Source organism: Pedobacter sp. (assembly GCF_041645105.1).
Lineage (GTDB): Bacteria > Bacteroidota > Bacteroidia > Sphingobacteriales > Sphingobacteriaceae > Pedobacter.
Window position 1 is genome coordinate 242,896 of sequence record NZ_JBAZQQ010000002.1, and the last position, 26,017, is coordinate 268,912.

21 protein-coding genes are annotated in these 26,017 nt (G+C 36.5%); 15 read left to right on the forward strand and 6 right to left on the reverse strand.

Annotation, left to right across the window (positions count from 1 at the left end; all coding sequences use genetic code 11):
- Positions 1-15 precede the first annotated feature (15 nt).
- Entirely contained in the window at positions 16-279 is a 264-nt protein-coding gene (locus tag WC623_RS07220; RefSeq protein WP_372849426.1) for a hypothetical protein, read from the reverse strand.
- Between the two features lie 140 nt (positions 280-419).
- Positions 420-785 carry a hypothetical protein gene (locus WC623_RS07225; RefSeq protein ID WP_372849428.1) on the reverse strand — a complete coding sequence of 122 codons (366 nt, stop codon included), beginning with the start codon at positions 783-785 and terminating at the stop codon, positions 420-422.
- A gap of 131 nt (positions 786-916) precedes the next feature.
- Between WC623_RS07225 and WC623_RS07230 the strand changes: the two genes are divergently transcribed.
- Positions 917-4,849 carry an NACHT domain-containing NTPase gene (locus tag WC623_RS07230; RefSeq protein ID WP_372849430.1) on the forward strand — a complete coding sequence of 1,311 codons (3,933 nt, stop codon included), beginning with the start codon at positions 917-919 and terminating at the stop codon, positions 4,847-4,849.
- Between the two features lie 21 nt (positions 4,850-4,870).
- Here WC623_RS07230 and WC623_RS07235 read toward each other — a convergent pair whose 3' ends face one another.
- The gene (locus tag WC623_RS07235) at positions 4,871-5,938 is read right to left on the reverse strand and encodes a putative phage abortive infection protein (protein WP_372849432.1); all 1,068 of its coding nucleotides are present in this window, start codon (positions 5,936-5,938) and stop codon (positions 4,871-4,873) included.
- A gap of 298 nt (positions 5,939-6,236) precedes the next feature.
- Between WC623_RS07235 and WC623_RS07240 the strand changes: the two genes are divergently transcribed.
- The gene (locus WC623_RS07240) at positions 6,237-7,064 is read left to right on the forward strand and encodes a hypothetical protein (RefSeq protein WP_372849434.1); all 828 of its coding nucleotides are present in this window, start codon (positions 6,237-6,239) and stop codon (positions 7,062-7,064) included.
- Between the two features lie 143 nt (positions 7,065-7,207).
- Here the strand turns inward: WC623_RS07240 and WC623_RS07245 are convergent, their stop codons facing one another.
- Complete coding sequence (locus tag WC623_RS07245) at positions 7,208-7,567, reverse strand: hypothetical protein (RefSeq protein WP_372849436.1); 360 nt, start codon at positions 7,565-7,567, stop codon at positions 7,208-7,210.
- A 639-nt stretch (positions 7,568-8,206) separates the two neighbouring features.
- On the opposite strand from WC623_RS07245, the gene WC623_RS07250 reads away from it, so the two are divergent.
- The 10 genes from WC623_RS07250 to WC623_RS07295 all read left to right on the forward strand — a co-directional run bounded on the left by WC623_RS07250 (position 8,207) and on the right by WC623_RS07295 (position 20,963).
- A complete protein-coding gene (locus WC623_RS07250; protein ID WP_372849438.1) occupies positions 8,207-8,806 on the forward strand; it encodes an RNA polymerase sigma factor in 600 nt (199 codons plus the stop codon).
- 95 nt (positions 8,807-8,901) lie between these two features.
- Positions 8,902-10,095: a FecR family protein gene (locus WC623_RS07255; RefSeq protein ID WP_372849440.1), complete on the forward strand. Its 1,194-nt coding sequence runs from the start codon at positions 8,902-8,904 to the stop codon at positions 10,093-10,095.
- Positions 10,096-10,178: 83 nt separating this feature from the next.
- Entirely contained in the window at positions 10,179-10,310 is a 132-nt protein-coding gene (locus WC623_RS07260; protein ID WP_372849442.1) for a hypothetical protein, read from the forward strand.
- Positions 10,311-10,372: 62 nt separating this feature from the next.
- Positions 10,373-13,630: a SusC/RagA family TonB-linked outer membrane protein gene (locus WC623_RS07265; protein ID WP_372849444.1), complete on the forward strand. Its 3,258-nt coding sequence runs from the start codon at positions 10,373-10,375 to the stop codon at positions 13,628-13,630.
- Between the two features lie 8 nt (positions 13,631-13,638).
- Positions 13,639-15,057 (forward strand): RagB/SusD family nutrient uptake outer membrane protein, encoded by a 1,419-nt coding sequence (locus WC623_RS07270; protein WP_372849446.1) that lies wholly within the window; start codon positions 13,639-13,641, stop codon positions 15,055-15,057.
- A gap of 19 nt (positions 15,058-15,076) precedes the next feature.
- The gene (locus tag WC623_RS07275) at positions 15,077-15,799 is read left to right on the forward strand and encodes a DUF4843 domain-containing protein (protein WP_372849448.1); all 723 of its coding nucleotides are present in this window, start codon (positions 15,077-15,079) and stop codon (positions 15,797-15,799) included.
- 10 nt (positions 15,800-15,809) lie between these two features.
- Positions 15,810-17,234, forward strand: a complete 1,425-nt coding sequence (locus tag WC623_RS07280) for a PKD-like family lipoprotein (RefSeq protein ID WP_372849450.1) — start codon at positions 15,810-15,812, stop codon at positions 17,232-17,234.
- A 19-nt stretch (positions 17,235-17,253) separates the two neighbouring features.
- Entirely contained in the window at positions 17,254-18,444 is a 1,191-nt protein-coding gene (locus WC623_RS07285; RefSeq protein ID WP_372849452.1) for a TlpA family protein disulfide reductase, read from the forward strand.
- Positions 18,445-18,469: 25 nt separating this feature from the next.
- The gene (locus WC623_RS07290) at positions 18,470-19,714 is read left to right on the forward strand and encodes a redoxin domain-containing protein (RefSeq protein ID WP_372849454.1); all 1,245 of its coding nucleotides are present in this window, start codon (positions 18,470-18,472) and stop codon (positions 19,712-19,714) included.
- Between the two features lie 70 nt (positions 19,715-19,784).
- Entirely contained in the window at positions 19,785-20,963 is a 1,179-nt protein-coding gene (locus tag WC623_RS07295) for a sialidase family protein (protein ID WP_372849456.1), read from the forward strand.
- 85 nt (positions 20,964-21,048) lie between these two features.
- On the opposite strand, the gene WC623_RS07300 is transcribed toward WC623_RS07295, so the two are convergent.
- Both WC623_RS07300 and WC623_RS07305 read right to left on the reverse strand, forming a co-directional pair.
- Entirely contained in the window at positions 21,049-21,567 is a 519-nt protein-coding gene (locus WC623_RS07300) for a GNAT family N-acetyltransferase (protein ID WP_372849458.1), read from the reverse strand.
- Positions 21,568-21,584: 17 nt separating this feature from the next.
- Positions 21,585-22,190 carry an FMN-binding negative transcriptional regulator gene (locus WC623_RS07305; protein ID WP_372849460.1) on the reverse strand — a complete coding sequence of 202 codons (606 nt, stop codon included), beginning with the start codon at positions 22,188-22,190 and terminating at the stop codon, positions 21,585-21,587.
- An 84-nt stretch (positions 22,191-22,274) separates the two neighbouring features.
- Between WC623_RS07305 and WC623_RS07310 the strand changes: the two genes are divergently transcribed.
- The 3 genes from WC623_RS07310 (at position 22,275) to WC623_RS07320 (ending at position 25,751) form a co-directional block, all read left to right on the forward strand.
- On the forward strand, positions 22,275-23,741 hold the full coding sequence (locus WC623_RS07310; protein WP_372849462.1) for a PLP-dependent aminotransferase family protein: 1,467 nt from the start codon (positions 22,275-22,277) through the stop codon (positions 23,739-23,741).
- Positions 23,742-23,921: 180 nt separating this feature from the next.
- The gene (locus WC623_RS07315; RefSeq protein ID WP_372849464.1) at positions 23,922-24,500 is read left to right on the forward strand and encodes an RNA polymerase sigma factor; all 579 of its coding nucleotides are present in this window, start codon (positions 23,922-23,924) and stop codon (positions 24,498-24,500) included.
- Positions 24,501-24,635: 135 nt separating this feature from the next.
- Positions 24,636-25,751 carry a FecR family protein gene (locus tag WC623_RS07320; protein WP_372849466.1) on the forward strand — a complete coding sequence of 372 codons (1,116 nt, stop codon included), beginning with the start codon at positions 24,636-24,638 and terminating at the stop codon, positions 25,749-25,751.
- Positions 25,752-26,017: the final 266 nt, after the last annotated feature.

Sequence of the window (26,017 nt, forward strand, 5' to 3'; positions counted from 1 at the left end):
GTTTTAAAGATTATTTTAGATCGGAGGATTATAAGGGTCTATTATGAACTTTTGAACCATTTCTTGAAGTTGAGCATATACATCTATATGTTCGACACCATCCTCAAATTCAAAAGTTATAAATTGATCATCCTTGTCGATAGCAACTATTTTTATTCCTTTTTTTAAGATAACAATTTTATCATCTATAGATTCCGCCTTGCAATTATTTTTCGAGTTAAATGTATCGTCTGTAGATATATACCAACAAAGGGTTTTTTCAAATTCTGCTTCTGGCATTGAATTTACGAAAGGTAATTTATAGACCACTTATTTAAAATAAAAAATTAATATTATTCGGATGAAATCACAAAGCACCTATCCATGGAAAATAAATAGGTACAACGTATTTCGTATATGCCAACTTGAACTAATTAAAGTTACGAAATCTTATGAAATGTGCCTGCGGTGTGTACTGCATTATTTTCATCATACCATACAGAAAAGAAAATCTGATCTTCTACATGGATCTCTAATTTTTCACCTACTTTAAACTCTGCTCTTTTGAGTTCACCTAAAAGTTCATCTGAAACTTCTTTAAGCTCTATCTCTCGCTCCTCAAGGAAGTGTTTAGCAGCTTCAATTTCATCTTTTTTTGCTAATAAACTCAGTTTTTGCTTTGGAGTTGAATCACCTTTCTGTAATTCAGATAACTCTTTTTTTAGGTCATAATCTATGACTCTTTTTTCTTCGTCTCGACTTTCTTTAACATGTAAAAAAGAGGCCGCTAATTCATTAATTTTCATTTCGTCAAGATAACAACTATTTTAAGAATTTGCTTTAGTGAGACCATTTTATCTAAAAAAATATTAGTGACTTCGCACTTATTGAAGTACTTGAATTAATCTTTAATTTGCAACTAATTAAACGCTAACAAATGATGAAAGCAAAATTTATCAGACAATATATAGAATGGTATGAAGGAATCGAGAGCTTAAAGAATGGGAAACCTCATCAATCCAGCTACTATTATAGAGCCACTCTGGTTGACTTACCTGAATTATTAAACATTGACCGATTATTTATAGTTGCTGAGCCTGGTCACGGAAAAACAACCTTAATAGATGAATTAATTACTTATTTTAAAGATAATAGCATTTGTTATCAATACGCTGACGGACTTAATTATGATAAAGTTGTTTTAGAATCCGATATTGAGTACTTAATATTTGATGCCCTTGATGAAAGTAAAGATGTAGTGCCCACTTTCATCTCCTTACTTAAACTTTGTGAAAACACTAATGTTAAACTGATTGTCAGTAATCGTTTGCATTACATCAATATGATTCAGCATTTACTTAAGGTACCGCAGTTCCAATTTATAAAATTGTTATCTTTTGATGAATCTCAAGTTAGGTCTTTTTTAACAGATAGATTAAGCAAACTAAACTATTCTGCTGAACAAATAAATCAAATTATAGAAAATTCAAAAGGTAATTCCCCTAAATCCGTTCTGCGTACGCCACGCTATCTAAATGAATTTTGTGACTACATTCTGAACGATGAGATTGCACCTGAAAAAATTATCAAGCTAAGTAAATCTGATCTTTTTGAAAAAGTAATTTATTATAAGCTCGAACATGATACGAGTCAAAATAAAAATTCAAAATATCTTACCAAGAGAGTACTTGAACGATTGGCTTTAGTAATGGAAATTCATGGACTAAATCAAATTAATTTGGAAGATTTCGTGACCTTTCTAGATCAAACAGATTCAAATATTAGTCTGATCTTTCTAAATACTGTAGACTTGGAGGATTTATTGTGTAGGGTAATGCACAAGACTGGTGATATGCTCCAATTTGAACATACTGAATTTCAGGAGTATTTGGCTGCAAAAGAGCTTAGTCGTATGGGCTATCGATTTCAAACTGTATATGATCTTATGGTAGATCAAAAACTCCAAGTTTTAAATACAAACTGGATTGATGTTTTAACATTTGCGGTGGAAATGCAACCCGAGTTCTCTAAACCATTATTAAGTTTCATCGAGATAAATAAGAATGGAAATATAGATGAGAAATTAGTTCAATTGTTGGTAGGCATTCCTTCAACCAATTTCGATGATAGCTTTAGGAATCTTTTTTTTGATGTAATAAGTAATTACTATTATTCTCGGGGAAAGGTTATGTTTCACACCTATTCACAACTTGCAAATTATGTTACTGAAAGTAATTCCGAAATTTTAACTCCATATTATGCGATCTCAGAATTGAAAGATTTAACAACGCACATACAAAGTAACCAGATCTTAATTATTGAAGTGCTTGCAGAGCAAAATAAATTAAGCAAACAAGATAATTCCAATTGGGTCAACTACTTAACTGATTTGGTTCAAAAGGATGAATTTTATGAGATGCAAAGTACTGTTTTTAGAACCTTAGTTGCATTAAATGACACTAAAGCGGTATTGAAATTGATTCCTGTATTTGAGCAAAAACCGGATTATATTTTAAATAATTTATTCCATGCTTTAAGTCGTCTGGCTCCAAATGATTTGGAAACGAGCAAACTTATTAAACGATGTTTAACCTCTGGGAGGAGAGTAGATAATATTGATGCTTTAATTAATCAGATTACAGATCCAGATCGAATCACTGATTTTTTTAACTCCTTAAATGGAACGTTATCTATATTAGATAGCGATAGATTTAGATATGGGGTAGGTTTTTATAGTTTGTTTGAGCAAATAGAAAAGCTAAATTCAACAGACCTAAATGATACGGTGTACCAGTTTATATGTAATGTCTTCCTACACAGGAGGTACATTCATCAAATGTCCAGTATCATTGAATTATCATTCAAATATTGCTTTAAGCATCAACAGGGCTTTTTGACGAAAATGATGTCCTTTCCGATATTTTTACAGTCAATTGATGTAGTTACTGAGATTATTGCTTTGGATTTAGATCTAAAGAAATTCAAACAGATCGAAAAATTTATTGAAAATAGCACTAATCCTTGGAGGATGGAAAGGATGATTTATAAGATTAAACATAAACTTGACTCAATTAAGGATCATGAAATTTACCTCTATATTGAACACAAATACTTGTTGCCTTGGAGTAAAGCGAGGCCTAAAGAAGAAAAACCCTTAGTTAAAACTGCAATAGAAGAAATAAGGGATCAATATTTAGAAGATTTACAGTACTTTAAACCCGCTTTAATCCCTAAGTTTGTAGAGAAATTTGACGAGATTTATCCGGAATTGGAAGAATCTGATAAAGGCTACATCATAGATTTAATTGATATTATATTGAACAACTATGATCCGGATGTCTTCAAAATAGAAATAAATGAAGTCAAGGGGAACCAGACGAGTTTCTCTCATAATCATGATACATGGTTTCACATCGAACTTTATTTCAAAGCAGCTTATCTGTTAGAAAGCCATGAAATACTTAAAAAGCATCGAGTAAAATTCATTAAAACTATTCCACGTCTTGACATTTTTGAACATAAAAGGCTGGAACTAGTTGAAAATATTATTGAAATTATCGGAGGGCTTTCAGAAAAGGATTTAACGGCGATCTATAAATTCTGCGTCGAAAGGAAGGATGATATGTTAGCGTTAAGTGGGAGATCATTTGCTGAAATTGTATTTAGACTGAAGTTATATACTTTAAAGCCAATATTATTAAAATTAGTTAGGAACAATAAGGTTAAAACGTTTGAAAAACGAGAAATATTGAAGGCATTTGGTGAATTGGCTGAAACTAAATCAGATCGCAATTCGCTTAAAAAAATTTTTAAAGCTCCCGAGGATAATCAGCTTAAAGACATTGCCAACAGCTTTCTTGTTTCAAAATTTAAAGATCCAGCTGCTATTTTGTGGAGGTTTGAAGAGCTTAAAAACCGCCGTAAACCTTTCGATACTGATATCAAATACAACGGAGCAAGAAGTGTCAGTGATTTTGAACAGGAATTAGACAGGCCAGAATTTCCAAAATGCTTTTATGGATTATCTGACCAATCCGTACGAACGAAAATGCTTGATTTATTACATTTTTCATTTCAAATTAGGGACACTAAACCTTTTTTTAGATATAGTACATATTTGCAGTCCATAGTTTACACTTATTTTCAACCAAATCTCAATCCCTCCATTATTGCAGATTTGAGAAAGGTTGCTAGTAGTTTTTCTGTTATTGAACAAACATATTCCTTTAATAATACTTTAGATAAAATGGTGGAAGAATTACATCTTCAGCAAAAAAAGAATGAACCATTTTCAACTGCCGTTCATTCTGCAAATGAAATTTTATCAAAAACGTATTTACCAATTCAAAGTAACCAAGAACTTAAAGAACTTATATTAAAGGTATTTAACAATGAGATCAAAATCCTAATTGAAGACGATGGATTTTATAGGCTTTCAGATAAACTTGTAAATGATACTCAAAGCCAGTCCTCGAGTGTTACCGAAGCTATTATCCAGAAGACTCTAAAAATCGCACTTGGAAAAGCTCTTTTGGAAAATGGATTACGAAAAACAGATATTCATCGGGAGGTTGAAAGTATGGATGGTAAAAAGTATGATTACTTGATTAGCTATGGTCTTTTCGGCCCAATAATGGTAGAATTAAAGCTAATGCACAATGACGAAATCCAGAAGCCAGGAAAACGTAAAGAGTATAAGCAAAAGCTGTATCAGTATCTAAGGGCAAATGGAGGTATCGGAATTTACGCCATTTTCCAGATTTATGATATTCCCTCACAGCAACAAAAGTATCAGAAAATGTTGTCGGAATATAAGGATGTTAATGGTTTGGAAATTATTGCTATGCAGTGTTTCAATAAATCAATTTAATAGATTTTTTTACAATCCCTCTTATTTACCATCGATTTCATACATCCGGCTCTTTTTTCTTAGTAATACTGGTTTTTGACGTAATTCATCTATTTTTTCATTTATGAAGGTATTATTGAGCATATCTTTAAACCATAAATTATGGATCATCTTATATTCTGTAAAATATCTGTTTTCATCGTTTTCCCAGCTTTCCCCATAACCCGCAAGCCAATTATAAAACAACATTATTTGTTCATAATTGGACAATTGTGCCCTAAGCACTTTTAGGTATTTTATTTTATTTTTATAGCTAAGAAAATCATCTTTTTGATCCACAACAAATTTGACGGTATGATATAAATGCCTGAAATAATGCCCCAGTATTCCTGAATGTCCTTCAAATGCAACAATATTGAAGTTAAGATTGGAATTACTATCATGTCGGCTAGCAAATTGATGGTTTTTCAGTTTCGATAAAATATTAGACAAACTGTTATCGTCATGATGAAGTTGAGCTGCGACCTGATCTTCGCTTTCAAGATGTTCTTCACCTAAACCCCAAAAAAAATATCCATAAGCCTCCTTAATTGTTTCCTGATTAATCTCTCTAAGTTCGCATTTGGGAATTTGCTTTAGTATAGTCTCGAATTCTTTTTTGAACTCTAAAAAGGCATTTCTTTTGGTAACTGTGTGAGATTCGAAACGAAAAGGTCTTCCTTCGGAGATATTGCGTTTCGCAGGGATTTCAATCTCATTTACATTTTCCTTATGCAGTCTAACCATTTCATAAAATTGTGACTCAAACTGTTGAATCTTATTTTGTTTTTCCTGTGATAGAATTTGTTGTTGAAATTGCTCTTTGTTTAGTTTGATTTCTTCCTCGAATGACTCTTTGTCATTTTTAGATTGAATATTGAATAATTCTCGTTGGAGCAGATTTGCCCGATATTGCATATAGAAAGCTAATCCTGTTACAATAACTCCTGCCAGAGCAATAAATGGGTTCATTAATCCGCCAATAGTATCCCCAATTGCACCGGTTTGTGTAAAATCAAAATCTTCTGTAGCTGAATCCCGAGTAAAAAGAAATGGTGCAAAAAAGGCCAATGCAATTAAAGCAAAAGCGATAACCAAAGCATAAACGGACTGCCAATTCATGCTTGTCGATATTCGATCTATAGTAGCTGGTTTACCGAACTTTGAAACCGCCCATCTTACTAAAAGTCCACATAAAATAAAAAATGTTAATAGAAATATAGTTGCGCCAATTATGATAAGAGTTGTCATACCGCAAATTATATAAATTTATTGATATGTGATTGAATACCTCGAATACTAAATTATGCGATTTATGCTGATAAGTAATATTGTACTTTTACTTTTAAAATAAGCTAAAATATATAATATGGAAATACAAGTTAAGGAATACATGATGTCATTTGACGATATTGTATTTCCAGACACTTTGTTTAAGTATAGAGATTGGTCGAAGCCCACTAATCGGTCAATTATTGCTGATCGAGTAGTATACTTCGCTGCCCCATCAAGCTTTGAAGATCAACTTGATTGTAAGTTGCCCAAAAGATGGGACCTATTAAGTTATGAAGATATATTAGATAAATACTATCAGGATTCAATAGAAAATAACGCAGGTTTCTCTATTGAGGAACATATGGAATTTGCAATTGACTGGGCAAATAACACTGATATTACCAATCCAGATTTTGTGAAAATACATCAGGAAAAGGAATTTAAGGAACACGACCAACGTTCAGGGGTACTTAGCTTAACGGAATATTGGCACCTTAACGACCTTTGGGATAAATATGCTGATTATCATAATGGATTTTGTGTGGGTTTTGTTCCTGAAATTATGTTGAGAAATATGGGAACAGCAGGTGGTAAAGTGAATTATTATCCAGAGCTGCCTAATATTTATCCAGCGCCGAAACACTCGTTTTCATTGCAAATGAACTTGCAAATATTTTCAAAGGAAGAAAAGTGGAGATTTGAACAGGAGTATCGTACTTACATATTTAAGCCCGAACCCTTGACTATCAAAGAACGACAACGGAAAGTTCCTGCAGAAGCATACAAACTTATAATTCTAGGAGCCAATATGAATGAGCAAACCACGCATGAGTTAGTAAAATCAATTCCGAAAGAGCTTCGTCATGTTGCAATAAAACGTGCAACCCTTACAAATGGTGAAATCGGGCTGGTTGACATCTAATTCATTATAACATATTTTCTTAATCTCATCTTTTTTTATCACTAGTGGTGATGAACTGAAAATTAAGCATCTCTAGTAGGGATGATTTTGTATTTTTATCACTAGCAAAATCACCCCATTTAGACAAAAAAGAATTTTATAAATTAGTCAGTCTTATATTTTGTAAAACCATTTTCTGCCCACACTTGGGTTAAAGGCTTATCTTTCCTTTTCTGACTGGTATAATACCGTTTGTACCGAAGTTTGAAATCTCTACTAAGGGGCTCACTATTAACTAGGGTGTCCAAGTTTGCTATTTTCTTCAAATCATCGATAAACTTTTTTGAGTTCAGTCCGTTGGGGAACACCTCACCGGAGTGAAAATCTGATAAAGATTTCTCTCCGGTTTTTTTATGCCTTAAATTTCTGTTAATGTGGTAGATAAGCTGTGCGGCTTCATTAATTTCAGGGGTTCGATGTGTTTCGCCATCAAAAATCCATTTTTCAGGATAGATCGAACTCACGATTGCCCTTTTTATATCAGAATCTGCTGCTTTGTAGAATTCAGGCAGCTTTTTAAGGCCTCACAAAAGAATATTGATTACTACGATTAATCAAATCCAATTGTTGCTATTTAGAGTAGGTGAATAAGCAACCTTTGACCCTATCGGTCTTTGTTTAGAAATGGAGGTAATTTTATTGAAATACACATATTAGTGAATTTAGGAGATTTATAGTTTATTGGCTCATATTCTTTCAGCTTAAAAGATCTTAGTTTAGCAGAGGTTTATAGCAATAAAACGTTGGCTATTATTGATGATAGTAAGTCCGCAGCTGGGGCATTAATCGACGTGGGATCAAAATGATTTCTGACCAAGTGAAGCAAATTAAAGCTTCGGCAAGAATAAGAATGCCAGTTCGAGTAGAAAAGAAATATGGTCGAAATGACTTTGTAAGAGTGAGATAATAATCTACACATTATTAGTTTATAGTTAGGATGAAATTGGATAATTTACTTACTCGATTTCTAGTACGAGTCTGTTAAATTTAAAACTAGTTATAGCTTCAATGTAAAACTAGAAGACTATTCTATAGGCGAGGTATAAGAAGCCCGAAAATAATTTCTACCTTGCTTTTTTTTAGTAATGTATATTGGCACAAAAATGACTACCGTTAATTTAACTGATGAGAAGACTTTATTGCTTCAATTAAAGAACGGTGACGAACGTGCCTTTGAAATACTCTATAATAATTATAAATTTCGGCTTGCCGGAAACCTATTCAAACTGCTGAAATCTGATGATCTGGTAAAGGAAACTCTACAAGAGCTTTTTTTTAAATTATGGGAAGTCAGGGCGCAGATAGACCCTGAAAAATCTTTTAAATCTTATCTTTTCCGCATTGCGGAAAATCTGGTCAATGATTATTTCCGGAAGGTTGCGAAAGACAAACGTTTACTGGCTAAAATGTTGGCTTCAAGTTCAGAATTATACCTGCACATTGAAGAAGATATGCTTAGCAAAGAGGAAGTTCAAAAATTACAGCAGCTCATAGATTTGATGCCCCCTCAACGGAAAATGGTATTTACACTTTGCAAATTAGAGGGTAAATCTTATAAGGAGGTAGAAGAGATTATGGGGATCAACGCTAAAACCATTAGTAGCCACATGCTACAAGCCAATAAATTTTTAAGAAGTCATTTTAAGGATTCATCAGGAATTGCACTTTCCATCGTGTTGAGTGTTTTATTTAAAGGTTTTTGATACTAATCACTGTTTATGAAAAATAATTGTTAATTTTTTATAAACAGACTAAGGATATTTTTGCTTAGCTCCGTATTAGCTGTAAAAATTGAACCTTGAAGTCTTCTGATCAACTCCATATTCTCTTCAAAAAATATCTGGACAATTCCTGTAACCTTGAAGAAATACAGCGTCTGATGAATTATTTTCAACTTGATGAAGATAGGGAACTGTTAAAAGAGATAGTCATAGACGTTTTAGCAGTTGAGGACGAAAGTTATGAAACTAATTTTGCCATTGCAGAAGTGGTAGCAAAGGTTGATAAAGATTTGTTCAATCAAATTCATGGGGCAGCAGACAATATACCTTTAGAAGAAAATAAAACATGGAAGCTCTGGTTAAAAATAACTGCTGTTGCTGCAGCGGTCGTAATCCTTGTTACAGGTGTTTATTTCTTTAATGACAAAATGGAAACCAATAAGCCAGCTACGAATATTGCTGCAAAGGATGTAAAACCTGGTGATTTCGGAGCAACACTGACATTGGCAAACGGTAAGAAAATTAGCTTAGCGGATGCCTCTAAGGGGGAAATTGGTAGAGAGTCTGGGATTATCATCACTAAATCTGATGATGGCAGGCTTATCTATGAAATTGATGAAAAAGTAGCTGATCCGAATGCTGTTAATATACTCTCAACTTCCAGAGGGGAAACCTATCAGATACGCTTGCCTGATGGCTCTTTGGTTTATTTAAATGCAGCATCAAGCCTTACCTATACACCCTCATTAATTGAAAATGGAAAGCGAATGATAAGGCTTCGTGGAGAAGGCTATTTTGAGGTCGCTAAAGATAAGTACCATCCTTTTATTGTGAAGACAGACAAAGAAGAGATAGAAGTATTGGGTACACATTTTAATATCAGTAGTTATGCTGATGACGAAATTGAGAAAACTACGCTGCTCGAAGGAAGTGTGATGTTAACTGCTTCGGGTAGCTCCAGAATATTGAAGCCTGGTCAGCAAAGTAAACTGATCAATGGTAAAATACAAATTGAAGAAACGGATACGGATCTGGCCGTTGCCTGGAAAAACAATGAATTTGTTGTAGAAAGCGAGCGCATTGAGACCATCATGAAAATGATCGAGCGTTGGTATAATGTTGAGGTCATCTATATTGGTGACAAAACCAGCGAAAGGTTTAGTGGTAGTGTATCAAGATTCGACAATGTGTCTAAAGTACTTCAGATCGTTGAATCAACAGGTGCTGCCCATTTTGAAATTAAAGGACGAAAAATATACGTATCAAAATAAGATACCTAAACAGATAACTAACAGGAGTATTTACCATTAATTTAAATAGATGATAAGAAAATTACGATAAAAAAGAATAGGAAATGAAACCAGATCAGGAGTTTAAATCAAGATCTGGTCACAGAGTCTGGAACATTAATTCAAAAATCAACGTAAATCGCAGCTCCCTTGCCCGTGGAAAGAAAAAGGAACTGCTAAACCAAACCAACTACTAATGTATCAAAATTCCCGGAAATTTGGTATGCCTAAACGGCTATACCTCAAAATATTGCTAACTATGCGTTTAACCGTCGTTATATTAATAGCATGTTTTATGCAGGTAAGTGCTTCAAGCCTTGCCCAAAAAATCACGCTCAATAAATCAAAAGTCTCACTTAAGGCAGTTTTTAAGGATCTTAAAGAACAAAGTGGATATAATTTTTTCTATACAGACAATTTGTTGAAAGATGCAATCCCGGTAGATGTAAATGTAAAAAATGCAGAACTGGAAGATGTACTTCTGTTAATTTTGGATAAGCAACATCTCAATTTTATAATCCGGGATAAAACAGTTGTAATCAAAAGAAAAGAAGTAAGGCAGGATATTATATCTGGTTTTGTTGGTGATAAAAAGGACCGAAAACCAATCCCTGGAGTAACGGTTTCTATCAAAGGTACAAAATCAATGGTTCAGACTGATAAGAATGGTAAATTTACAATTAGCGTTCCGACCGGTGCAAAATCGTTAGAGTTCAAGTATTTAGGATATAAGACGGTCGAGTTAGCAATTTCTCCGAACTCAGATTATACTATTTATTTGACTGAAGATGAACAGACATTGAATGAAACAGTGATCACAGGTATGATGGAGCGTAAAGCCTCTACTTATACTGGTGCTGCAAAAACAATGACGGCGACAGAACTAAAGCAGGTGAGCCCGACCAATGTTTTTACGGCTATCGCTGCATTGGATCCGTCGTTTAGAATTGTTCCAAATAATGTAACAGGGGGTAATATCAATGCGCTTCCTGAAATCCAAATGCGTGGTCAAAATTCATTCCCAACATTGGGGGCAGAGTTGGCGGGAAATCCCAACCAGCCGCTCTTCATGTTGGACGGTTTCGAAGTTCGTTTGCAGGATATTGTCGACCTTGATATGAATCTTATTGCTTCAATTACCTTGTTAAAAGATGCAGCCGCTACTGCTACTTATGGGTCGAGGGGAGCAAATGGGGTTATGGTAGTCACAACTATAGTTCCACCATCAGGTAAAATTGAGGTTAGTTTAACAAATAACTTTACTCTAAACACACCCGACCTCTCTGTATATGATTTGCTAAACTCCCGTGAGAAGCTGGACTTTGAAAGAAGAGCAGGTTTGGTGAACAGTTATGGTACTGAATATATTTATAATGAACACTATAAAGCCATGCTTTCGGGCGTTAATACTGATTGGAAGTCAATTCCGGTACAAACTGGCTTTAACAACAGAACATCGCTCGGACTGCGAGGTGGGGATGATGTTCTTCGCTTTAACTTAAATTTTTCTGGAAACCTATTGCAGGGGGTAATGAAAGGACAGGATAGAAAGAACTATCAGGGATCTTTTCAATTAAGTTATACTAAGAAAAAGTTCTTGTTTCAGAACCAGATTACAGCGACACAGGTAGTGTCTAATGCAAGTCCATATGGATCGTTCAGTGATTACCTTAATCTTAATCCTTACCTAAAACCTTACGGAGAAAATGGTGAGCCCACCAAATACCTGGAAAATATATTTCTTTCGGGAAGTACAGGCGAAAACTCTGTGAAATTGAACCCCTTAATGGATATTACTTATAATACCATTGATAACAGGGATAAGAACTTTACTATTAGAAATGCTACATCGGTACGTTACAATGCAACGAAATCTTTATTTATCAATGCTGGTTTTAACTTATCAAAGGTGAATGGACAAATTGATAATTTTCATTCTGCATTGGATAGTGAATTCGCTGCTATAACTGACTTGTCCAGAAAAGGTAAATACTCTATTAGGAACAACAATTCATTTAGAATGGAAGGTAATGCTTCTGCAAATTATAGCCAAACTTATGGCCTTCATTCTATTACGGGAAATGCATTGTTTAATATTAGCTCTGATAAGTCTGATACTTACACAATGGTAACTGAAGGTTTTCCCTACGACCGTTTAGATCACGTTTTATTCGCAGCTCAATACGAGGCTAATAGTAAACCGGTTGGCGCGGAAGCGACCAATAACAGGGTGTCTTACTCTATTGCAGCGAACTATTCTTACGATAATCGGTATTTCTCCGATGTTTCTTTCACGAGAGAAGGTTCCTCGGCATATGGAGCAAACAACAAGTACGGAACATTCTGGTCTACAGGGATTGGCTGGAACTTACATAATGAATCATTTTTAAAAGACAGCAAGTTTGTTAACAGGCTTAGGGTACGAGGGAGTTATGGCTCAACAGGTTCGTTGGCAGTTGATCCTTACCAATCACAGTTCAGGTATAATTTTGGTAATACAACCAGTTACTATGGTGAGATTGGTGCATCTATAGCTGGTCTTGGAAATCCAGATTTAAGCTGGCAGCAGGTATTGAAAACGAATATCGGTATTGAGGCTGCACTTTATGATAACCGGATCAATTTCCGTGCAGAACTTTATAACGAGGTTACACAGAATGCTTTAACTACGGTAAGTATAGCTCCATCTACAGGATTTAATTCTTATTCTGAAAACCTGGGTAAACTTCAAAATAGAGGTTTGCAGCTGGAATTGGGGTATGCTGTTTTAAATGACCCCAGTAAAGGACTGAGATGGGTGTTGACAGGTACTGCTGCGACAAATAAGAATATTTTAAAGGAGCTTTCTAACCAATTGAAAGCTTTCAATGAAAGGTTAAATAAAGATAATCCTAACCAAACTGTGCCTAATCCTCAGTTCATAGAGGGACAATCTACTACAGCTTTTTATGCCGTACCCTCATTGGGTGTTGATCCCATCACTGGTAAAGAGGTATTCATGAAATTGGACGGAAGTACAACGTTTGATTGGGATGTAAGGGACAAGGTATATTCTGGTGATACCAGGCCAACCTGGACAGGTAACCTCAATTCTAACTTCCTTTATAAAGGATTTGGCTTTAATTTTAGTTTAACCTATAATTACGGTGCAGTATTGTACAATTCTACCCTGGTAAATAGGGTGGAAGCGGTAAATCCCAGAGATAATGTGGACCGTAGAGCATACGAATTGGGATGGAAAGGTCCTGGAGATGTAAGCCAGTACCAACGAATTACTTCCTCGAATCAAACTAAACTAACCTCACGTTTCGTCCAAAAAGATAACAATATTGAGATAGGATCGGTGAATTTTAGTTATCAGTTTAATAACCAGCTAATCCGGAAATTAGGATTACAAAATCTGACTGTAAATGCTACCACCACTAACGCAATTAACTTTAGGACAATTCAGATAGAAAGGGGAACTGAAAATCCATTTGCGAGAGAGTATACACTTGGTCTTACTGCACGCTTTTAAATATAAACATGATGAAAATTAAGATATTGATCATAGGAAGTCTGACACTAGCAATCGGCTTCATGAGTTGTAAAAAATTTCTAAACGTCGAACCGAAAACCAGTTTGTCTGATAGCCAACTATTTTCTTCAGAACAAGGTTTTCAACAGGCTTTAAATGGAGTATATGCCCAATTGGCCAGTAGGAATTTATATGGGGACAAAATGACGATGGGATTTATGTCCGCATTAGCGCAAAACTATGCCTTAACCACTGGGTCAATAGACCTTATAGAAACGGTAAAGTTAAATTATACTTCACCTGAAGTACAAAATCATGTGAGTAATATTTGGTCGACCGCCTATTCTGCTATTGCCGGGGTGAATAAAATACTTGCTAATGCAGAAGAACATAAACAAGTATTTACCGATCAGAATTACGGACTTATACGTGGTGAGGCCTTAGCCCTAAGGGCCTTTCTTCACTTTGATTTGCTTAGGCTTTTCGGTAAAGAGTATGGGGCGGGAGCTAATTTGAAAGCAATTCCTTACAAAATAGATGTTAGCCAGAATGCAAATGTACCTGTTACAACGGCAGAGGTTGCAAAATTTGCCTTGGCTGATTTGAAACAGGCAGAAGATTTATTGAAAAATATAGATCCGATTGTTACACTTGGCACTTTGTCGAGAAAAAATAAGTTGAATTATTATGCGGTTAAAGCATTGGAAGCACGCATTCGTCTTTATATCGATGACAAAGCGGGAGCAGCAGCAGCGGCAAATATTGTAATAAATTCAAATAAGTACACTTTCGTTACACCTGCTCAGGCTTCAGCTTTGTCGACCACCACTACTACACGCGATCGTCTCTATTTTAATGAGCAGATATTTATGGTAAGGGTACGGGATATGGTCAACTGGACGGAGATCTATTTCCGTTTCAATGGTGCTACAAACATGAAACTTACCCGTTCATTATCCAATTTCAATACTTTATATGAAGTGCCAGGTACTGGACTAACAGCAGATATCAGGTACAATTACCGCATAGAAGACGATGGAGGTAACAAATTCCCGTCTAAATACTGGCAGACCACATCTTCGGTACTAGATTCAACTAGAATTGATCAGTATGTTCCAGCCATTCGTTTATCTGAAATGTACTATATTCTGGCAGAAACAGCCGAAAATCCTGCAGTGGCAATTCCATATCTGAATACTGTTCGTAGAAACAGGGGGCTAACCAATCTGGTTGCGGGGACACCTGCGGCTTTGCGAACAGAAATTACAAAAGAACATGAGAAGGAATTTTATGCGGAGGGTCAGCTTTTCTTCTATTATAAACGCATTAAGGCAACAACAATGAGATTTCGAAGTACTGCTATGACGGCGGCTCAATATGTACTACCCATTCCTGATGCAGAACTTGAATTTAACCCAAATTATTAATTTGATAATGACATACAAAATGAAGAATATATTTTTCTTAATTGTACTAACCAGCCTTTTTGCTTGTAAGAAACAGGAAGTTGGTACTTATGCGGGTAAGGATGGTATTTCCTTTTTTGCATACGATTATGAAGCGTTGCACAGCACAAATGTCATAAGTTTTTCTTTTGCCTTTGCGCTGAGGCCCCAAACAAGAGATACAATCTATGTACGAATGAGGGTTACAGGTAAAATTTCGGATCGTCCCAGAACTGTTCAATTGAAAGCAGTAGAAGGTAGTACTGCAAGGGCAGGGATTGATTATATCTTGCCGGAAGCAACAGTTCCGGCAGGTGAATACATGTTTCAATACCCAGTTATTGTGCTGAATTCCCCTGAAATGCTTACTAACACTTACAGGCTCGTTCTAGAAGTTGCAGAAACAAATGATTTTACCCTCGGATCTGTTGGGTTAACACCTGCAACGACTTCTGGAGCTGAAAGAAATTTTAAGCAGTTGAAAATGGATATTAATAATCAGCTAACGCAACCTTCTTACTGGTCGGTAGGTGATTTCGGAGTTTTTAGTGCAGTAAAATACAGGTTTATGGTACAAGTTACCGGATTGACAGATTTTTCGGAGGAAGCAATCGGTGTGGACGGATCTTATAACCTACCAGTTAGGTTGAGAAACGCATTACTGGAATATGAAGCTGTAAATGGTCCGTTGATGGATGAGAATAATGTTAGGGTCAGTTTTTAATTAGATAATCATGAATGTAAATAAAATCAAAATAAAAACTTTCATTGCCGGTATGGTAATGCTAATGTACGCATGCAAAAAAGATGAGCAGCAATTCGTTTATGATAAGATCAATGATTTGACAATTGAAAATACAAGTACAACATTTACAGTAGCAGCTTTAGATGATCTGATCATTACCCCAAAATTGATAGAATCACAACCAGAGGGTGAAACATATGATTATGCCTGGACCATTTCTACCGCTGCCATACCAACAATGGGTACTGATGTGATATCCAGAGAAAAAGACCTAAAGTTTAAAGTGGAACTGTCACCGGGTAAATACACGTTTATCTTCAAAGCAACGAGTAAAAAGACTGGGATTGCAGCATTGTCCAGATACACAGTAACGGTAAATGGTGCTTTTTACGGTGGTTGGTATGTGGTGGGGAACAAAGATGGGAAATTAGATCTTTCCCTTATACGCACGGATGATGTAATTTTTAACAACCCAATTGAAACCGTAAATAAGAAAAGTTACCCAGGTAAAGCCTTATCTGCATATTATCAGTCTGATCTTGGATTAATCTATTTTTTCAGTGATCAGGGTGCTTACAGGTTTAATGGTAATGATTTGCTGGAACTGACGAACACGAGCGGTACGCTTCCTGGATTTACCAGCCTGCCTTTCAAAACTGCGCCTTATTATCAAGTCAGCTTTGTAGATGTATTTCCAAATATTACTGACCAGTGGATCGTAGCAGATGGTGGATTGTATGCTGGCATAGGTCCCTTATTTTATCCAAATGAAGTGCTGAAGCCTTTTTCTGAGCGATTATCTGGTGATTATGATCTTTTTCCAGGTGTATTTCCTGCCTCTTTATCAGTGATTTATTTTTATGATAATAAAAACAAAAAGTTCATGCAGACTACATACGGAGGAAGGGATATTGGAAACGCAACTGCCACTTCTACTAGCTTTAATATGGCTGATGTAGGTAAAACCATGATCGCATTCGATAGAGGAGTAATAGCTACTCATGAGTACTATTATATTATGGAAAACACAACAGGTCGCTACTTGATGTCCACAGTAGGTGCTTCGCCTGGGATAAACCTTCTAATAGCCAACAGTCCTGAAATTAACATAGCGAAAAACTTCGCTACTTCATCTATTACGAAGCAATTGTATTACACTGTTGACAACAAGATTTATTTGTATGAGATCACCACAAATGCCTCTCGGCTCATCTATAGTTTTCCTCAAGGTAGCTTAATTAAAGACATTGAAATGTTGCGCTCGTCAAGTAAGCAGTTAATTGTTGCTACAAATCAGGGCAGTACTGGTGAAGTTTACTATTTCGATATCGATGCCATTGGCGAGTTTGTGGATGGTACTTACACAAAGAAATTCGGTGGATTCGGTGAGATTGTTCAGGTTACACCCAGATAAAAAAATCGCTTAAAGAAATATGAAAAAGATAACCATAATTGCCGCCTGCCTTTTAACAGGCTTCGTAGCATATAGTCAGCAACCAATACCGGTTTATAAGGCCAGTCTAGATTCTTTGAAGATAATTTTTGATCCTTTAAAACAGGAAACCATTATTACCCGCTTGATAAAAGCCAATCCGAATGATAATTTCGAACAATATAAGGCTATGCTGGCAGGTAATTTTGTGTCTGCAAGAAATACGACAAAAGCATTAACCTACTTTAATCAACTTCAGGGAAGAGCGCGTGCCATGTACCTTGGTCCGGTTGCGGCTGGAATTATGACTTACGATATAAAAGCTGCAGAAATATTTGTTAAGGAGCAGTTAGCAAAGGAGGGGATTTCTGCGCAGGAACGTCAGACATTGCTAAATGTACAAAGCCAGGTGCTAGCCAGAAAAGGTGATTATACAAATGCATTTATTACGTTTAAAGAATATTATGATCAAACACAGCGAAAAAATCCATCACTAACTGCTAATTATTATTATTTAATGAGCAAATCAGGCAACCAGAAGGAGGCATTTCCCGAACTTGAAAATGCTGTGCTAGCAGGAGTGGCTACCGAGGATTTGAAGGCTGAACTGATGTCAGTTTATGCTAAAATAAATCCTGGAAAAGACGCTAAAGTGTATGTGTCTGGATTGCTTAAGCACTTTGAGGATAAGCACAAAGCGGAATTGATAACAAAAATGGTTAAGGAAGCTGCACCGAATTTTACCGTAAAAGATTTAAATGGAAAGACAGTTTCGCTAAGCCATTTTAAAGGAAAAACTGTAGTGTTGGATTTCTGGGCCACCTGGTGTGGTCCGTGTAAACGGGCGCTTCCGGCAATGCAAATGACGGTTGATAAATATAAAGCTGATCCGAATGTTAAATTCCTCTTTATCCATACCTGGGAAAGTGTTGCCAATCCAAAGGAAGAAGCAATGAAATATTTTGCAGATAATAATTTCAGATTGCCATTATACATGGATGTAAAAGATCCGTTGACCAGTAAAAACCCTGCTGTTTCGGCTTTCGATGTAAAGGGTATTCCTGCCAAATTCGTGATCGACGGCGAAGGAAATATCCGGTTTAAAACAAGTGGATTTGGCGGCACTAACGAAACTGCTGTAAATGAACTTTCTGCAATGATTGAATTGTCCCGTATTTCAAATAAAAGTTAACAAGATACAGCTAATGTTTATTTTAATGAGAAGATTATTTTTGATCACTGTAGCCTCTGTTTTGTTAGGTATATTTTGTGATAATATGTGTGCAGTGGCACAAACTTTGCCTGCCGACACCAGCTTTACTGGCCTGTTTAATTCAGTTAAGTCAGAGGTAGATGCTTCGAGAATGGGTCTGATGGTCAGTGAGATGATTAAAAAGGGACGTGGGGAGAGAGACCAAATGTTAATTGATGCGAGTGCACAGAATACTGCAATTGCATTTGCTGAGGCCGGAAATGTGGCGAAAGCAAAATTCTGGATCGGACATATTAAAGGAAATGACTGGAAACTTCCTGCGATATCAGCTGTGGTGAGGGCCTTAGTAGAAAATGGTAAAGTGGAGGATGCAGCAGCAATTACTGAACGCATCGTAGATCCCGTAAAAGGAGCCTCCGAATTTAATTTATCTGAGCATGACAAAGTGCAGTTACGTGGTCTTTATGGCATGATCAAATACAAACAAGGCAAATATAAAGAAGCCCTGGCTTATCTAATTCCTGGCGAAGGCCACCGAGGCGGGGATCCGGAGTTGTATGCTATAGCTTTGAACCGTTCTGGAAATGCTGACCAGGCATTTGAGGAGATGAATAAAATCTTGAGCAAATCGCCACATCTTAGCGAAGATTTCAAAAAAGAAGCAAGAGCATTGTTTGTTAAAAAACAGGGGAGCGATAAACGCTTCAAGGCCATTTTGGATTCAACTGCCCAGGACCAGAGGCAAAAAATGATGCAGAAAGTAGAAAAGATGAAAGTCAATGTACCTGCACCCGATTTTGAGATCACCGATTTTAACGGGAAAACTGTTTCGCTACAAAGCTTGAAAGGAAAAATTGTATTTATCGACTTCTGGGCTACCTGGTGTGTACCTTGTGTTGCTTCGTTTCCGGGTATGCAAAAGGCTGTTGATTATTATAAAGAAGACGATTCTGTAGTTTTTATGTTTGTACATACTGCTGAAAAAAATGCGAACGCGACCGAGGAAGCTAAAAAAATGATTGCGAGCAAAAAAAACAGATTTGATGTATATATGGATCTGAAAGATAAAGCTACTGGTAGAAATCCAATGATGTCTGCATTTCGGGTAACCAATTTACCTACTAAACTGGTCATCGATCCTTCTGGAGTAATCAGGTACAGAACTGCGGGATATATAGGTGTAGATGAAGCCATTCCAGAAATCAAAACGATGATTGATATGGCTAGAAAGGATGCAAATGCTCAATAAGGTTATAAATACTAAAAATTAAACTGTAGCTCGGCTGGCTTCAAGCTGGCCGTAATTAATACTCCCCTAAATGCTGAAATATATATATACACTCTTGTTGCTGCTAACCGTATCCTCGGTTGTAGCACAGGTAACACCTGCGGAAATTTTAAGTGATACTAGGTCTTTCGAGGTTAGTGCCTGCAAGCCTTCCAAAAAAGAAATCGTCACTGTGTGGATGGAAAAAAGGCCCGAACGAAAAGACAATGATGAAAATGCGGCCGATATGCGCGTAGCTTATAGATCATCTGCTGATAATGGTAATCGTTGGACAAACAAAGGAATAGTTGATCAGCCGGGTACATTCGGTACAGGTAATCCGTTTGTTGCATGCAACGAGAAGGGGAGTACTTACCTGGTGTGCATGCACATTGGCAAAGACTTTTACTCTGGTAATATTTCTCTGTATGAATTTGATTTTAAGAAGAAGAAATTCGAGATAAAATCAGTTCCTGTTAAAAGCGATGACATGCTTTTGGATAAACCCTCTTTTGTAACCTACGGGGATGAAATTCATTTGGTGTATGTCTCTTATCCAAAAAAAATGAAAAATGCTGTGAAATACCAGATGTCTAAAGACAAGGGGAAGACTTGGTCGGAACCTATCGATGTTTTTGGTGGTAATAGCAGTGGATATTTAGGGCCGGCGATTACTATGTTAAAGAATAGGCAGGTAATGATTTCCATAGGAGCATACGGAAGAAAGAACATCTTGGTTACCAAAAAGATCAATTCCGATAGTGTCGCTTTTGAAAAACCGACTGTTGTAAGTGCGATTTCAGTCGAGCAGGGAGCAGCTATGACTGAGTTGTCATCCTATAAAAATGGGTTGATCCTGACGTGGCAAAATCCGCATCAGAGAAGCGAAACCTATTTGTCGTATAGTAAAGATGATGGGGACAGCTGGGCCAAACCAATAATGGTAACCTCATATGGAAACCTGGCTTCAGCAGCTTTCGATGAAAAGGGTAATATTCATTGCATCTACTCAGATTTCAATGATCAGAAGTTTTTTGTAGGTTATAAATTATTCAACCCAAAATTTGAAGTGCCTAAGTCGTCCTATTTGCTGGCACCAACACCACTGACAACCTTTAAGGAGTATCTGGGTGCTTATCAAAAGATTTTGGTTCAAAAAGATGCACTTTTTTCCTTCTGGATTGACTATCCAGATAATAGTACGCTGAAGTTTACAAAATGGAAATTCTAGAATGCTTTTAAGCTATTGGGGCGAGGAGATTCCTGAAGCCGGCTTTCGCCAGCTCGTTGGTCAAACCGCCCTAATAGAAATGGAGTTATAATTTTTTCTTCATCATGATGTCGGTCTGCTCATCGTCACCTAATTTAAAAATATGTCTGTCAAACTCCAAAAAGCCGTTTTTCTTGTAAAAGCCAATTGCCCGGGGATTTTCTTCCCAAACACCTAACCAAACGTATTGAGCGCTTATCTGTTTTGCGATTTGCATGGCTTTTTCATAAAGTACTTGTCCGACTTTTTTACCGTGGAATTCCTCTAATACATAGATACGTTCAATTTCCAGTGCTTTATCGTCCTGCAATTCTGTTTGGGATCGTCCAAAGTTTAGTTTTAAATAGCCTATCGCTTCATTGTTAAGTAGGGCAAAATAAAACGCTGAACTTCCGTTATTTAATTCCATTGTCAGCTTTTCCAGAGAGAAGCCCTCTTCTAAATACTTTTTCATATTCTCTTCTGTATTTCCTTCAGAAAAAGTCTCGAAAAAAGTTTGTCTTCCGATCTGCTGTAATTGTTCTACTTCATTGTGTGTTATACGCTTTACCTCTATATTTTTCATTTTGTTTAAAATTATTGTTAGAGCGCTTTGATGTAATTTGCTATATCCCGTTCTACAGTGTTGTCGCTTTTTTCCAAATGCCCGGTTATCCTTAATCTTTCTGCAGCATTTTTGTTCTGGCTTAACTTCTTCTGTCCCTGTAAATCGGTTACTTCCAGTTCAAAGGCTATAATGCCTCTCATCATCCCTTTTTTAAACTTATCAGAAAGGCCGGCCCATTGATCTAGATAATTTTGATCATAAAATGTTATCATCTGTTCCAGTGCATTTATTTTGGATTTTTCATCTGTAAGAATTCTTGCTTTACCATAGGCATGTACTGAAATATAATCCCAGGTTGGAACGCTCTCCGGTTTGTCGTAATGGACAGGTGAGATATACGCATGAGGCTCTGTAAAGATAATTAAGGAAGTATTTGTTTCAATATATTTAGCTTGCTCATTGGCAAGAGCAAAATGAGAACTTAATACCAGTTTATCTGAACTTTCATCTATGTAAAATGGCAGTTGTGTAGCAATAGGTATCGTTTCTTTGTTGGTAATTATCGTTGCGAAACTATACTTCCTCATAAAAGCAATTTTTTCTGTTTCAGTCTTAAACTGAAAATGATTGGGGGTATACATAGGCCAATTCTTTTCTTTTTTTATCAAATTTACCTTTAGATTGGATTATATTTATAGTCCAATCTAAATAAAATGGATAGTCCAATGTTAACGCAGATTTTTGATCATCTGCATCTTGACCATTCTTGCGGTAGGGCAATTTATCTTCAGATTGCGGACGCTTTATTATTATTGATAAAAAAGGGAGATCTCCGTGCAGGGCGAAAGCTATTAAGTTCAAGGGATTTAGCCGCCTTATTGCAAATCAATAGGATAACCGTATCGAAGGCGTATGAAGAACTAAAAGCCCAGGGATGGTTGGAAAGTTTTACAGGACGTGGAACATTTGTTTCATCTCATATCCTGGATCACCAGCCAAAGACTCTGGATAGCAGGCTAATCCCAGCTGCATTAAAAAAAGCAGGGTTTGTTATTCATCCCAACAAATACCCTGATGAGGTAATTGATATTGTTATCCCTGAGCTCCATTTGGATGACGGATATCCCGACCCCAGACTTGCTCCCTTAAAAGAGTTTTACCGGGCTTATCGTGGTCAACTTACACGAAGCGGTTTGTACCAGAAATTTGGGAGTTATGGTAATCCGGCGGGTTCCAGCTATTATAGAGAGGCACTATCTCGTTATCTAAATCTTACAAGAGGGGTAAAGACAACAGCTAAAAATATTCTTTCTGTCAGAGGTACACTTATGGGGATAAATCTTGTATGTAATGCACTGATTAATCCAGGTGATATTATCGTTTCTGGTATACCTGGATGGAAAAGAGCTGACCATAATTTTGCTCATGCGAAGGCCAGACATATCGGAATATCGGTCGATGAGCATGGTTTGGTAGTGGAAGAATTGAGGGAAATCTGTAAAGCGCATAAGGTAAGAATGGTATATGTAACCCCGAATCATCATTACCCTACCACAGTATCGTTACGAATTGATAGAAGACTGGAACTGCTAAGGTTAGCAAATGAGTATGGTTTTTTCATTTTTGAGGATGATTATGATTTTGACTTTCATTATAAACACCGCCCCTTATCTCCGCTGGCAAGTGCAGACGAAAACGGAATGGTGATTTATTGTGGATCATTTAGCAAAACGTTTTCACCTACTTTTCGCATGGGCTACCTTGTAGCAGCCGAAAATGTTATTGAACACCTTGCAAAGGTTCGCATTTTGTTGGATAGACAAGGCGACCATATTTTAGATAATGCAATGGCCGAGATTTTGAATGATAATACTGTTCAACGCTACATTAGAAAAGCATTAACCATATATGAAGAACGACGTGATTTGTTTTGTGAGTTACTAAGTGCTGAATTAAAGGAGGTAATAAACTTTACAATTCCTGAGGGTGGAATGACGGTTTGGGCTGAATTTGATGGATCTATAGATCTTGAGGTTTTGGCCAAAAAAGCGTTTAGAAGAGGCTTATATATCTCCGATGGTAAAACGCACCAATACCCTGGATACAAAACCAATGCTATTCGCCTTGGATTTGCCTCTTCTTCGAAAGAAGAATTGATCACCAGTGTCGATATTTTGAAAGGATTGATATAAATTCAAGATCCATTATTTATCAGGTAAAAATGAGGAAAACTTCTGGTAGAGTAGGGGCGATGGCTAAATCAAGCCTTTAAAGTAGTTTGCATCACTTTTTTCGTAGCTTTATAGCCAACTTATTAATAAATGGGAATTTCCTAAAAACCTTTAATTATTTTTGTCCAGCAGGAAATACTGATGTCGAACTATAGCGAAAAAACTGATAAAGAGCTGATTGTATTATTGAAGGGTAATAATCATAAGGCTTTTAAGGAAATCTACAATCGCTATAACGGGCTTTTGTTTGCATACGCTTATAAGAGATTGCAGGTAGAAGAGGAAGCAAAGGATGTGATCCAGGAAGTTTTTATAGGGCTCTGGGAAAATCGAGAAACATTTATTTTAAAAACTTATCTCTCCGGTTTCCTGTATAAATCTGTCCTGAACAAAATACTGAATATATGGAAGCACAAACGTGTAATCCGGCATCATGTGCTGAGCCAGTCATTAGAAGTCGACGTAGATTCAAAAGAGACTGATTTTCTGATTCGGGAAAAGGATATCCTCGCTTTAGTGGAAAAGGAAATTGCCGCTATGCCACCCAGGATGCGTGAAATTTATGAGTTGAAGTACCGGCAGTATAGGTCAGTGAAACAGATTGCAAGTGACTTGAACATTTCAGAAAATACTGTGGCTACACAACTCCAGCGTGCTGCTTTTCATTTGAAAAATAAGTTGGGCTTGGTGGTTTTTGCAATTTACATGCTGCAAAGGTGATTTTAAGCCCATTGGTCAGGGTGTTTTTAAAATATTTATTTTTTTGAAAAAAAAGTTTGATGCTTGTGGTTGATTGCTTGTGCTGAGTTGTCTATGTCGTATAAAATCTTGCAATATTAACAACTGACAGGCCATATGGATAAAAGCCAAATTAATGAATTACTGGATAAGCTGGCTGCAGGGAACTTTAATCCGGCTGAAGAGCGACAGGCACTTGATTATATTCATAAATTTAATTCAGATGGTCCTACCGGGCTGACTGATGAAAGTTTTTTTAAAGCTGAAGCGGAGATGTGGCAAGTGATTGATCACAATAGCAAACCTAAGCAATTTAGCTGGTTTAGGAATTTTGCATCAGCTGCTGCTGCTGTTATTATTATATGCGCTGCAGGTTTTTATTATTACAACAGCTCAAATTTAGAAGTAGCAAAGCTTGTTTCCTACACAAAAGACATTCCTGCTGGTAAAGATGGTGCTACTTTAACCTTAGGAAATGGAAAAAAGATAGCGATCTCTGAGGCATCTGTTGGGAAGTTGTTTGATGACCCGAATATCACAATTACCAAAACTGCCGATGGGATGATTGTTTATAAGGTAAAGTCTTCTGAAAGCGGGGGTACAGATTATAATACGCTGGAGACAGACAATGGGCAACAGGGTAAAGTAGTCCTGCCAGATAATTCAATTGTCTGTTTAAACGCTGGATCCTCGCTAAAATATCCATCTTCTTTTTCTCATTTAAACGAAAGACAGGTGGAGCTCTCGGGAGAGGCTTACTTCGAAATTTCGAAAGATAAAAAACATCCCTTTATAGTAAGAACCAAGAGTCAGGACGTTAAAGTATTGGGAACTCATTTTAATATAAACAGTTATATTGATGAGCGGAGAACAAAAACTACTTTGTTGGAAGGAAGTGTGCTAATAGATAACAAATATCAACTGAAACCTGGGGATCTTGCGATCAATGATGATGGTAAGTTGGCTATTATGCGGGCGGACACAGATTTAGAACTGGCCTGGAAGAATAATGATTTTTATTTCAGGGAAACAGCTATGGAAAGTGTGATGAAGCAGATTGAAAGGTGGTATGACATTAAGGTCGAATATGCTGATCCACGTCTAAAGTTCATATCTATAAATGGTCTTATATCCCGTTCTAAGCCGCTTTCAGTTGTGCTGGAAAGACTGGGAGCCGCTGGACAAATGCATTTTAAAATAAATGGACGTAACGTTACTGCGATGCCGCAATAAAAATGAATCAACCCGGGAATTATATAAATAAACCTAAACCAAACCAAAATGAGAAGACATTTACGACAGAGAAGTTAAAACAAAGTAAGGCCGTTGAAAAAGAACCGAAAAGTGCTGTCAACACTTTCCGGTGAGTTTGAGCGACCGTCCCGAATATTCGGGAAAACAAATGGTGTAGTCAACAACAAATATCAACTCAAACCAATCAAAAGTATGGAAATATATGCTTTTAACCAAGGTATGTCACGTCTGTGGCTACCACAAAA